This window comes from Streptomyces sparsus (assembly GCF_054776295.1).
Genome location: NZ_BAAHCA010000078.1, coordinates 1 through 11,138 on the forward strand (window position 1 = coordinate 1; position 11,138 = coordinate 11,138).

Sequence of the window (11,138 nt, forward strand, 5' to 3'; positions counted from 1 at the left end):
CGCGGTGCCGGCCGAGACCCGGCCGTGCCACTTGTCGCGAAGCACCAGCGAGACGGTGGCCTGGGAGACCCCGGCGGCGCTGGCGACGTCCCGGCTGGTCGGCCGGGAGCGGGCGGTGGGCACTGCGGCACTCCGGCTGCTGGATGGACCTGCGGACTGGGGACATGGTACGTATGGCACCGGACGTTATACGTAAAACTCACGGAGGTGCCGCCGGATGGCGACGGGCTACGGGGAGCTGCTGCGTGCCAGGCACGCCATGCGGCTACTGGTCGGGACACTCGTCGGTCGACTGCCGAACGCGACGGCGCACATCGCGATCGTGCTCTTCGCCCGGGCCGAGGGCGCCAGTTACACCCTGGCCGGCGTGCTGGCGACGGTCTACGGCCTCGCCACCGCGGTCGGGCAGCCGCTGCTCGGCCGGGCGGTCGACCTGTTCGGCCAGCCACGGGTGATCCTGCCCGCCGCGGTGGTCTCCGGGCTGGGCATGGCCGCCTTCGCCCTCGTCGGCATCGAACCGCTGCCGGCCGCGGTGGCCACCGTGCTGGTGGCCGGCGTCTTCACCCCGCCGCTGGAAGGCGGCCTGCGGGCCCTGTGGCCGAGCGTGCTGGGACGCCAGGACCGGGTCCACACCGCCTACGCGCTGGACTCGGTGGCCCAGGAGGTGATGTTCACCGTCGGCCCGCTGCTGGTGACGCTCGCCGTGGCCCTGTGGTCGGAGGCCGGGGCACTGCTGGTGGTGAACGCGATCGGCGTCCTGGGAGCCCTGTCCGTGGTCGTCTCGGCCCCCTCCCGCGCCTGGCGCAGCGACCCGCGGGAGGCCCACTGGCTGGGAGCGCTGCGCTCGCCCGGCCTGCTGGCGCTGCTCGGCTCGTTCCTCTTCGTCGGCATCGCGCTCGGCTCGATCACCGTCGCCGCCGTGGCGTACGCCGACGACAACGGTGGTGACCTGGTCTACGCGCTGCTGATGTCCGGCATCGGCTTCGGCGCCCTCGTCGGCGGACTCGCCTACGGCGGGCGGCAGTGGCCGGGCCGCCCGGAACCGCGGTTGCGGTGGCTGATCGCCGCGCTCGCCGTCGGATACCTGCCGCTGATGGCCGTGCCGGGCCCGGCGACGATGACCGTGCTCGCCTGCGTCGCCGGCATCTTCCTCGCCCCGGCGCTCAGCTGCGCCTTCGTCGTGGTGGACCGGTACGCCCCGCGCGGCACGGTGACCGAGGCGTTCGCCTGGCTGGTGACGACGTTCGGGGTCGGGGCGGCCCTGGGCACGGCCGTCGTGGGGCCCGCGATCGAGGCGGCCGGAGCCGCCGGCGGCTTCGCCGTGCCGGGGGCGGCGGGAGCGGCCGCGCTGCTGGTCCTGCTGTTGACGAGGAAGGCACTGACGACGCCGCCCACCTCGGCCGAAGCGCCGCCGCAGGTGGAAAATGATCGCAACGGCACGCCCGAAGCCGGTTTCAGAACAGGGCATCAGGCGTAATGTTCACTCATGGACCGCCGAATCTTCGGGCTGGAGAACGAGTACGGCGTCACATGTACGTTCCGGGGGCAGCGACGCCTGTCCCCTGACGAGGTGGCGCGGTACCTCTTCCGCCGTGTCGTGTCATGGGGCCGCAGCAGCAACGTGTTCCTCCGCAACGGGGCCCGTCTCTACCTGGACGTGGGTTCGCACCCGGAGTACGCCACTCCCGAGTGCGACAACGTGACCGAACTGGTCACCCACGACAAGGCGGGCGAGCGCATCCTCGAGGGCCTGCTGGTCGACGCAGAACGACGCCTGCACGAGGAGGGCATCGCAGGCGACGTCTACCTGTTCAAGAACAACACCGACTCCGCCGGCAACTCCTACGGCTGCCATGAGAACTACCTCGTGGCCCGGCACGGGGAGTTCTCCCGGCTGGCCGACGTCCTCATCCCCTTCCTCGTCACCCGTCAGCTCATCTGCGGTGCGGGAAAGGTACTGCAGACGCCGCGCGGCGCCGTCTTCTGCGTCAGTCAGCGCGCCGAGCACATCTGGGAGGGCGTCAGCTCCGCGACGACGCGTTCCCGACCCATCATCAACACCCGCGACGAACCGCACGCCGACGCCGAGCGCTACCGCCGACTGCACGTCATCGTCGGCGACTCCAACATGTCCGAGACGACGATGCTGCTCAAGGTCGGCGCCACGGACCTCGTGCTGCGCATGATCGAGGCCGGCACGGTCATGCGGGACCTCACCCTGGAGAACCCGATCCGGGCCATCCGCGAGGTCAGCCACGACACCACCGGCCAGCGCAAGGTCCGCCTGGCCAACGGCCGCGAGGCCTCGGCCCTGGAGGTCCAGCAGGAGTACTACGACAAGGCGGTGGACTTCTGCGAGCGCCGGGGCATCCGCACCGGCGTCGTGGAGCAGGTGCTGGAGCTGTGGGGGCGCACGCTGGAGTCGATCCGCACCCAGGAGCTCGGCAAGATCGCCACCGAGATCGACTGGGTCATGAAGCACCAGCTCATCGAGCGCTACCGGGCGAAGCACAACATGACCATGTCGCACCCCCGGGTCGCCCAGATAGACCTCGCCTACCACGACATCCACCGGCGGCGGGGCCTCTACTACCTGCTGGAGCGCAGCGGCCGGGCCGAGCGGATCTGCAACGACCTGAAGATCTTCCAGGGCAAGTCGGTACCGCCGCAGACGACGCGCGCCCGGCTGCGCGGCGACTTCATCCGTCGCGCCCAGGAGCAGCGCCGGGACTTCACCGTCGACTGGGTGCACCTCAAGCTGAACGACCAGGCGCAGCGCACGGTTCTGTGCAAGGACCCCTTCCGTTCGGTCGACGAACGGGTGGAGAAGCTCATCGCCGGCATGTGACCGAAGGAACACCGGTCACCTTTCGTGCCGAGGGTGGCCGGTGTGCCCCGGCTTGCCCGTAGGGTGGCAAGGGCAGTACCCGCCGACCCCCGATACCGCGAGTTGGGCCCCCATGAAACCGAAGAAGTCTGTGCGCCGCCTAGCAGCGGCACTGCTCGTTCCCCTGCTGCTCGTCTCCGCCGCCGCGTGCGGCAGTGACGACGGTTCCGGCGAGTTCCCGGCCGTCACCGGGGAGGCGGGGAAGAAGCCGAAGGTCGCCAAGGGGGAAGGTGACCCTCCCGAGGAGCTGAAGGTCAAGGTCCTCAGCGAGGGCAAGGGCGAGGAGGTCAAGAAGGGCGACACGCTGAACGTCGACTACCTCGGCCAGCTCTGGGACGGCGAGGTCTTCGACAACAGCTACGACCGCGGCTCGGCGTTCACCTTCGAGGTCGGTGCCGGCAACGTCATCGAGGGCTGGGACGAGGGCGTGGCCGGCCAGAAGCTCGGCAGCCGCCTCGAGCTGGTCATCCCGCCCGACAAGGGCTACGGCGAGCAGGGATCGCCTCCCACCATTCCCGGCGACTCCACGCTGGTCTTCGTGGTGGACCTGAAGAAGACGCTCCCCACCGAGATCGACGGCAAGCCGGTGGAGAAGCAGGACCCCGAGCTGCCCAAGGTCGGCACCACCGTCGGCGACAAGGCGCCCAAGATCGAGGTCCCCAAGGACAAGGACGCCCCGAAGGAGATCACCAGCAGCACGATCATCCAGGGGGACGGCAAGGAGGTCGGCGCCAAGAGCACCGTCTTCGCCCACTACACCGCCGTGCTGTGGAAGGACGGCGAGCTGGTGGGGGACACCTGGCAGCAGGGCGGCCCGCAGGAGATCCCCGTCGCCGGCGTCGACGACCAGCCCGGCATCCCCGGCTGGGAGGAGGGCCTCAAGGGCCAGAAGGCCGGCAGCCGGGTGCTGATCGTGGTGCCCGAGGACGAACTCACCAAGGACCAGCGGGAGAAGTTCAAGTCCCCGGTGGTCTTCTCCGTGGATGTCATCAGCGTCGACGAGAAGTGACGTGCGAGGATTGACGGGTTTTCCCGCGCAACTCTTGCTAGGAGCAACTCAGTGAGCATTGAAAAGCCCGAGGTCGACTTCCCCGAGGGCGAGCCGCCGGCCGACCTGGAGATCAAGGACATCTGGGAGGGTGACGGTCCCGTCGCCCAGGCCGGGGACACCGTCTCCGTGCACTACGTGGGTGTCGCCTTCAGCACCGGCGAGGAGTTCGACGCGTCCTGGAACCGCGGTACGCCGCTCCAGTTCCAGCTCGGCGTCGGCCAGGTCATCGCCGGCTGGGACCAGGGTGTGCAGGGCATGAAGGTCGGCGGACGCCGCCGGCTGACCATTCCCGCGCACCTCGCCTACGGCGAGCGCGGCGCGGGCGGCGGCGTGATCAAGCCCAACGAGGCACTGATCTTCGTCTGCGACCTCGTCGCGGTCTGAGCACTCGGCGGCGTCTGCGACGCGGCCCCTCCGGTGGAGGTCCGGCCCCTGAAGGGGGCGGGCCTCCACCGCTGTTTGGCGCCCGGTGCCCGGAGCGGTACGGTCATCGGTCGGGACCAGCAGGAAAGAAGGCGTCGATGGCTATCGCCAAGGCCGAGCGGTTGATGAACCTTGCCCTGTGCCTGCTCGGTACACGGCGCCCGCTGACGAAGCGGGAACTGCGTTCGTCCATCGAGGCCTACCTGGAGGCCGGCAGCGACGACGCCTTCAACCGGATGTTCGAGCGCGACAAGGACGACCTGCGTGAACTCGGCCTGGTCATCGACACGGTGGAGAACCTCGAGGGGGAGGCCGCCTACCACGCGCGGCGGGACCTGAACCGGCTGCCGGCGATCACGCTCGACGCGGCCGAGGCCGCGGCGCTCGGCGTCGCGGCGAAGGTGTGGCAGCAGGCCCGGCTGGCGGGAGCCGCGAGCGGCGCGCTGCAGAAGCTACGGGCCGCCGGTATGCCGCTCGCTGACGATCCGTACGGCGGCTACAGCAGCCTCGAACCGCGTATCCCGGCCCGTGAGGCGGCGTTCGAGCCGCTGATGCTGGCCTGCCGGGACCGGCGGCCGGTGGTCTTCGACTACCGCAGGTCCAACTCGCCCCACCCGCAGAAGCGGCAGGTCGAGCCGTGGATCCTGGAGTGCTGGCGCGGCCACTGGTACCTCGCGGGCTGGGACCGCGACCGGCGGGCCGAACGCGTCTTCCGGCTGTCCCGGATCACCGGTCCGGTGCGGTCCAGGGCCGGTGCCTACACGGCCGAGGTGCCCGACCAGATCCGGGTCCGGGAGACGGTCGAGCGCTGGGCGGGGGAGACCGCCACGGGGACCGCGCGCATCAGGCTGAGGCAGGGCGCCGGCTACCCGCTGCGGACCCGGGCCACCCAGCTGCGCGATCTCGGTGACGGCTGGGAGGAGCTGGAGATCCCCTACGGGCACGGACTGGACGCCTGGCTCGTCGAGTTCGGCCCCGAGGTGGTCGTCCTGGAACCCGCGGAGCTGCGGGCCGACGTGGTGGACCGGCTGCGTGCCGTGGCCAAGGGCTGAGGGGTACCGAGATGGCGACCAACGCGATCGACCAGACCAGGCGGCTGCTGTCGCTGGTGACCTACCTGCGGGAGCGCCCCGGCGCACGGGTCGACGAGGTGGCCCGGGCGTTCGGCATCACCCCCGACGAGCTCATCTCCGACCTGCACGTGCTGCCGATGTGCGGCACCAGCTTCCGGGGCGGCGACCTGCTCGACATCGACACCGACGGCGAGCACATCTGGTGGCACAACGCGGACGCCAGTGACTCCGCCGGTGAGCCGCTGCGTCTCGCCGCCGACGAGGCCACCGCGCTGCTGGTCGCGGCGCGGGCGGTCGCGACCCTGCCCGGACTGCGCGCCGGGGACCGGGAGGCGCTGCTGCGGGCCACGGCCAAGCTGGAGGCCGCGGCGGGGGAGAACGCCGGCGCCAGTTCCCGGCTGTCCGTCACCTTCGAGTCCGAGGGCGGCGTCTTCGCCGACGTCGACCGGGCCATCGCCGAGCGCCGCAGGCTGTGGCTGCGCTACTACTCGCCGGCCCGCGACGAACTCACCGAGCGTGAGGTGGACCCGGTGCGGCTGTTCGTGCTCGGGCACACCTACATGGAGGCCTGGTGCCGCCTCTCCGAGGCGCGGCGCACCTTCCGTCTCGACCGCGTCGCGGAGATCCGGCTGCTCGACGAACCCGCCGACCCGCCGCCCGTCACCCCGCGCGACCTGTCGGAAGGCCTGGTCCAGCCGGCCGCCGAGGACCCCGAGGTGGTGGTCGAGGTGGGGCCGGGCGGTCGCTGGGTCGCCGAGTACTACCCGCACGACAGCGCCGAGGAGTTGGCCGACGGCGGGCTGCGCATCACCCTGCGCACCCCCGACCCCGGGTCGCTGCGGCGCCTCGCGCTGCGGCTCGGCCAGGACGGACGGATCACGTCGCCGCCCGAGCTCGCCGACAGCGCGCGGCAGGCAGCCCGGGCGGCCCTGGCCGCCTACGGCGACTGACCGGCACGTCCACTACTCTCGGTCCCATGCTCTGGCCGATGTTCTTCCTCGTGCTGTCGTTCTGCGGTATCGCCGTACTGGGGGTGCTGGCGATCCGGGTCGCCCTGGAGGTCCGCCGCTTCTCGCAGGCCGTCGGGGACAGCTCCGAACGCATCAGCCGGGCGGCCGACGAACTGGAACGGGCCGCCACCCCGCTCGCCGGTCGGGCCCGGCCCGCCGGCTCCGACTGAGCCCCGCCGCCCCTGTCCGGCCCTCGCTCACACGTCCGCGCCGGGCGTCGGCGGAGGGCGGCACCGCGACGCGGCGGCGGATGCTGGTGGCCGCGGGTACGCGCGGGCATTGCCCGGTGTTTACCCCCGCGCGTTACGATGGCTCCGCGGGCACCGGTCGGACAACAGATCGCACGGCTGTCCCGGCAACATTCACATGGCCTCGGTGAGAAGGTAGGCACTCATGCCCGGTCAGATCGGTATCTGGCAGCTCGTCATCATCATCGGCCTCATTGTGCTGATCTTCGGGGCCAAGCGGCTGCCCGACACCGCTCGCGCTCTCGGCAAGTCGCTGCGCATCCTCAAGAGCGAGACCGCGGCCATGAAGAGCGAGAGCAACACCACGGACAGCACGAAGGCCGGCTCGGATACCGCGGAGGAGACCACCGCGCCCCGGACCATCAAGGCCGCCCCCGGTGACGTCAGCAGTTCGCGCCCTGTCGAGGAGCCGAAGCACACCAACCAGGGCTGACCAGCTCTTTCGGTTCACATCAGGCACCGGGCCGCCGTGCCGCCAGCCGGCCGCCCACACGAGACGAGGACGTGGGTTGCTCAAGTCCGCCCGCAAGAAGGCCGTGCCCGCTGATCCCGAGGGGCGGATGCCCCTGGTCGAGCATCTGCGCGAGCTGCGGAACCGGCTGGTCAAGGCACTGCTGGCCATCGTTCCCCTGATGGTCCTCGCGATGTTCTACGCCAAGGACATCGGGGACTTCATCACCGATCCGGTGCCGGTCTGCGCCACCGAGGCCGAAGCCGCCCGGCAGGGCGGTCGCTGTGCCGTGCTCTCCCAGATCGGCCTGACCTCGCCCTTCGCCACCTACGTCAAGGTGGCGTTCATCTCGGCCCTGGTGGCCGCCGCGCCGGTCTGGCTCTACCAGATGTGGGCGTTCCTGGCTCCGGGACTGCACCGGAACGAGAAGAAGTACGCGCTGTCCACCGTGGCCTTCGGCACCCCGCTCTTCCTGACCGGCGCCTACCTGGCCTGGTGGATCCTGCCGCAAGCGGTGCCGGTGCTGCTCAGCTTCAGTCTCGACGGCTCCACCAACCTGATCACGGTCGACGACATGGTCGACATCTCCGTGAAACTGGTGCTCGCCTTCGGCCTGGCCTTCCAGCTACCGCTGGTGCTGATACTGCTCAACCTCGGCGGTGTCCTGAGCGGCCGGCGCATGTTCAGCTGGTGGCGGGCCATGGTCATGGGCATCGCCGTGTTCTCCGCCGTCGTCACCCCGACCGACCCGCTGTCCATGCTCGCGCTGGCGATCCCGATCACCGCGCTCTACTTCGCCGCGGTGGGCTTCTCCCTGCTCAACGACCGGCGCAGACTGGCACGCGACACCGACGCGGCGCTCAGCGACGACGAGGCGTCCCCGCTGGACCTCACCCCCGAGCGGGTGGCGCCGAGCGGCCCGCTGCCCGAACAGCAGCAGGGCGACGACGGCATTCCCCGCCGCAACGGCTTCGACGACGCCACCTGACCGCGTCCCCCTGCCACCTGACCCGCCCCGGGCCCGCTCCGTTCCCAGGCCCGGGGCGAGGGCGTGCCCGGACAAAGATCGTGTGCGTTGTCGGGGGCGGCCGGTAGGCTCGATTCACGATGACCGAGGAAATGTCCCCTGCCGATCGCTACGCCGCCGCCCGCCGGCGGGCCGTCGAGCAGGCCACCGCGCTGGCCCCTTTCCGTGAGATGTACGACTTCGAGCTGGATCCCTTCCAGCTCGACGCCTGCAAGGCGCTGGAGTCCGGCAAGGGCGTGCTGGTCGCCGCACCCACCGGGTCCGGCAAGACGATCGTCGGTGAGTTCGCCGTGCACCTGGCTCTCGACCAGGGCCGCAAGTGCTTCTACACCACCCCGATCAAGGCGCTCTCCAACCAGAAGTACAACGACCTGGTGAAACGGTACGGCGCCGAGCACGTCGGCCTGCTCACCGGTGACAACAGCGTCAACGCCGACGCGCCCGTCATCGTGATGACCACCGAGGTCCTGCGCAACATGCTCTACGCCGGTTCGCAGGCCCTCCGCGGGCTGGGCTACGTCGTGATGGACGAGGTGCACTACCTCTCCGACCGGTTCCGCGGCGCGGTCTGGGAGGAAGTGATCATCCACCTGCCCGACTCGGTGACGCTGGTCTCGCTGTCGGCGACGGTCTCCAACGCGGAGGAGTTCGGGGACTGGCTGGACACCGTGCGCGGCGACACGCAGGTGATCGTCTCCGAGCACCGACCGGTGCCGCTCTGGCAGCACGTGCTCGCCGGGCGCCGGCTGTACGACCTCTACGAGGAGAAGGGCGGCAAGCGCGAGGTCAACCCGGATCTGGTGCGGATGGCCCGGATGGAGAACAGCCGGGTTTCCGGCCCGCGGGACCGCCGCCGCGGCCGGGACATGCGGGAGGCGGACCGCGAGCGGGAACGCCGGCAGCGCACCCGCATCTGGACGCCGAGCCGTCCCGAGGTGATCGACCGCCTGGACTCCCAGGGGCTGCTGCCCGTCATCAACTTCGTGTTCAGCCGCGCCGGCTGCGAGGCCGCGGTGCAGCAGTGCCTGTTCGCCGGGATGCGCCTCAACAACGCCGCCGAGCGCGAGCAGGTACGGGAGATCACCGAGCGCCGCACGGCGTCCATCCCGGACGAGGACCTGCACGTGCTCGGCTACTTCGAGTGGCTGGAGGGCCTGGAGCGCGGCGTCGCCGCCCACCACGCCGGCATGCTGCCCACCTTCAAGGAGGTGGTCGAGGAACTCTTCACCCGCGGGCTGGTGAAGGCGGTCTTCGCCACCGAGACGCTGGCCCTCGGCATCAACATGCCGGCGCGTTCGGTCGTCCTGGAGAAACTGGTCAAGTGGAACGGCGAGCAGCACGCCGACATCACCCCCGGCGAGTTCACCCAGCTGACCGGGCGGGCCGGCCGGCGCGGCATCGACGTCGAGGGGCACGCCGTGGTGCTGTGGCAGCGCGGCATGGATCCGGGCGCGCTCGCCGGCCTGGCCGGGACCCGGACCTATCCGCTGCGGTCCTCGTTCCGGCCGTCCTACAACATGGCCGTCAACCTCGTCGGCCAGTTCGGCCGGCACCGCTCCCGGGAGCTGCTGGAGACGTCGTTCGCACAGTTCCAGGCGGACCGCTCCGTGGTCGGCATCTCGCGCCAGGTGCAGAAGAACGAGGAGGGCGCGGAGGGTTACCGGGAGGCGATGACCTGCCACCTGGGCGACTTCGAGGAGTACGCGCGGCTGCGCCGCAAGCTGAAGGACCGTGAGACGGAGCTCGCCAAGGAAGGCGTGGTGCAGCGGCGCGCGCAGTCGGCCGCGTCGCTGGAGAAGCTCAAGCCGGGTGACATCATCCAGGTGCCCACGGGCAAGTACGCCGGTCTCGCCCTGGTGCTCGACCCGGGTCTGCCCGCCGGTCGCAGTCCGGGGCACCGCGGCCACGAGGTGCACGACGGCCCCCGTCCGCTGGTGCTGACCGCGCAGCGGCAGGTGAAGCGGCTGGCCGGCATCGACTTCCCCGTGCCGGTGGAGCCGTTGGACCGGATGCGGATCCCGAAGTCGTTCAACGCCCGCAGCCCGCAGTCGCGTCGTGATCTCGCCTCCACGCTGCGCACCAGGGCCGGTGCCACCTGGGACGAGGGGGCCGGACAGCGCCGGAGGAAGCAGCGGGCGGCCGCGGCGGACGACGCCGAGATCACCCGCCTGCGGGCGGCGATCCGCGCGCATCCCTGCCACGGCTGCGACGAGCGGGAGGACCACGCGCGGTGGGCCGAGCGGTACCACCGGCTGACGCGTGACACCCGTCAGCTGGAGCGGCGCATCGAGGGCCGGACGAACACCATCGCCCGCACCTTCGACCGGGTCTACGCGCTGCTGACGGATCTGGGTTACCTGCGCGGTGACGAGGTCACCGAGGACGGCAAGCGGCTGGCCCGGCTGTACGGAGAGCTGGACCTGCTCGCCGCCGAGTGCCTGCGGGAGGGTGTGTGGGAGCAGCTGCCGCCGTCCGAGCTGGCCGCCTGCGCCTCGGCGCTGGTCTACGAGGCCCGCTCGGCGGACGACGCGATGCCGCCGAAGGTGCCCGGCGGGCGGACCAAGGCCGCGCTCGGTGAGATGGTGCACATCTGGGGCCGGCTGGACGCCCTGGAGGAGGAGCACCGCATCAACCAGACCGAGGGCGTGGGCCAGCGCGAGCCCGACCTCGGCTTCGCCTGGGCCGCGCACCGCTGGGCGGAGGGCCACGAACTCGACGCGGTGCTCCGCGAGGCGGAGATGCCGGCCGGTGACTTCGTGCGCTGGTGCAAGCAGGTCATCGACGTGCTGGGGCAACTGGCCGCCGCCGCACCGGCGGACAGCGCCGTCGCCCGCAACGCCCGCAAGGCGGTGGACGCCATGCGGCGCGGGGTCGTCGCGTACTCCTCGGTGGGCTGACCCTGTCGGGCCGGTACGAGCCGGGGCGGGCTGAGGAGTCGGCGGGTTCTGTGCCCGGGCGCGTGTCGGTG

General features: G+C 71.1%; 11 protein-coding genes. 10 read left to right on the forward strand and 1 reads right to left on the reverse strand.

Annotated features, from left to right (window positions below; genetic code table 11):
- The coding region (locus ACYVE9_RS07180) for a LacI family DNA-binding transcriptional regulator (protein WP_461026897.1) at nucleotides 1–123 on the reverse strand (123 nt) is incomplete at its 3' end.
- Nucleotides 124–217: 94 nt separating this feature from the next.
- On the opposite strand from ACYVE9_RS07180, the gene ACYVE9_RS07185 reads away from it, so the two are divergent.
- The 10 genes from ACYVE9_RS07185 to ACYVE9_RS07230 all read left to right on the forward strand — a co-directional run bounded on the left by ACYVE9_RS07185 (nucleotide 218) and on the right by ACYVE9_RS07230 (nucleotide 11,067).
- Complete coding sequence (locus tag ACYVE9_RS07185) at nucleotides 218–1,477, forward strand: MFS transporter (protein ID WP_461026888.1); 1,260 nt, start codon at nucleotides 218–220, stop codon at nucleotides 1,475–1,477.
- Nucleotides 1,478–1,486: 9 nt separating this feature from the next.
- Nucleotides 1,487–2,848, forward strand: coding sequence for a Pup--protein ligase (gene pafA, locus ACYVE9_RS07190; protein WP_461026889.1), 1,362 nt, complete (start codon nucleotides 1,487–1,489; stop codon nucleotides 2,846–2,848).
- Between the two features lie 112 nt (nucleotides 2,849–2,960).
- Nucleotides 2,961–3,896, forward strand: coding sequence for an FKBP-type peptidyl-prolyl cis-trans isomerase (locus ACYVE9_RS07195; RefSeq protein ID WP_461026890.1), 936 nt, complete (start codon nucleotides 2,961–2,963; stop codon nucleotides 3,894–3,896).
- A gap of 51 nt (nucleotides 3,897–3,947) precedes the next feature.
- Nucleotides 3,948–4,322: an FKBP-type peptidyl-prolyl cis-trans isomerase gene (locus ACYVE9_RS07200; RefSeq protein ID WP_283991130.1), complete on the forward strand. Its 375-nt coding sequence runs from the start codon at nucleotides 3,948–3,950 to the stop codon at nucleotides 4,320–4,322.
- A 137-nt stretch (nucleotides 4,323–4,459) separates the two neighbouring features.
- On the forward strand, nucleotides 4,460–5,413 hold the full coding sequence (locus ACYVE9_RS07205; RefSeq protein ID WP_461026891.1) for a helix-turn-helix transcriptional regulator: 954 nt from the start codon (nucleotides 4,460–4,462) through the stop codon (nucleotides 5,411–5,413).
- Nucleotides 5,414–5,424: 11 nt separating this feature from the next.
- A complete protein-coding gene (locus tag ACYVE9_RS07210) occupies nucleotides 5,425–6,384 on the forward strand; it encodes a helix-turn-helix transcriptional regulator (RefSeq protein ID WP_461026892.1) in 960 nt (319 codons plus the stop codon).
- A 26-nt stretch (nucleotides 6,385–6,410) separates the two neighbouring features.
- Entirely contained in the window at nucleotides 6,411–6,614 is a 204-nt protein-coding gene (locus ACYVE9_RS07215; protein WP_461026893.1) for a hypothetical protein, read from the forward strand.
- 223 nt (nucleotides 6,615–6,837) lie between these two features.
- Nucleotides 6,838–7,125 carry a Sec-independent protein translocase subunit TatA gene (gene tatA / locus ACYVE9_RS07220; RefSeq protein ID WP_461026894.1) on the forward strand — a complete coding sequence of 96 codons (288 nt, stop codon included), beginning with the start codon at nucleotides 6,838–6,840 and terminating at the stop codon, nucleotides 7,123–7,125.
- Between the two features lie 76 nt (nucleotides 7,126–7,201).
- Entirely contained in the window at nucleotides 7,202–8,131 is a 930-nt protein-coding gene (tatC, locus tag ACYVE9_RS07225) for a twin-arginine translocase subunit TatC (RefSeq protein ID WP_461026895.1), read from the forward strand.
- Nucleotides 8,132–8,250: 119 nt separating this feature from the next.
- Entirely contained in the window at nucleotides 8,251–11,067 is a 2,817-nt protein-coding gene (locus tag ACYVE9_RS07230) for a DEAD/DEAH box helicase (protein WP_461026896.1), read from the forward strand.
- Nucleotides 11,068–11,138: the final 71 nt, after the last annotated feature.

What these genes read in the sequence shown, in the direction of transcription:
- ACYVE9_RS07185 (WP_461026888.1), top strand. Translation starts at nt 218, where the DNA reads ATGGCGACGGGCTACGGGGAGCTGCTGCGTGCCAGGCACGCCATGCGG.
- pafA (WP_461026889.1), top strand. Translation starts at nt 1,487, where the DNA reads ATGGACCGCCGAATCTTCGGGCTGGAGAACGAGTACGGCGTCACATGT.
- ACYVE9_RS07195 (WP_461026890.1), top strand. Translation starts at nt 2,961, where the DNA reads ATGAAACCGAAGAAGTCTGTGCGCCGCCTAGCAGCGGCACTGCTCGTT.
- ACYVE9_RS07205 (WP_461026891.1), top strand. Translation starts at nt 4,460, where the DNA reads ATGGCTATCGCCAAGGCCGAGCGGTTGATGAACCTTGCCCTGTGCCTG.
- ACYVE9_RS07210 (WP_461026892.1), top strand. Translation starts at nt 5,425, where the DNA reads ATGGCGACCAACGCGATCGACCAGACCAGGCGGCTGCTGTCGCTGGTG.
- ACYVE9_RS07215 (WP_461026893.1), top strand. Translation starts at nt 6,411, where the DNA reads ATGCTCTGGCCGATGTTCTTCCTCGTGCTGTCGTTCTGCGGTATCGCC.
- tatA (WP_461026894.1), top strand. Translation starts at nt 6,838, where the DNA reads ATGCCCGGTCAGATCGGTATCTGGCAGCTCGTCATCATCATCGGCCTC.
- ACYVE9_RS07230 (WP_461026896.1), top strand. Translation starts at nt 8,251, where the DNA reads ATGACCGAGGAAATGTCCCCTGCCGATCGCTACGCCGCCGCCCGCCGG.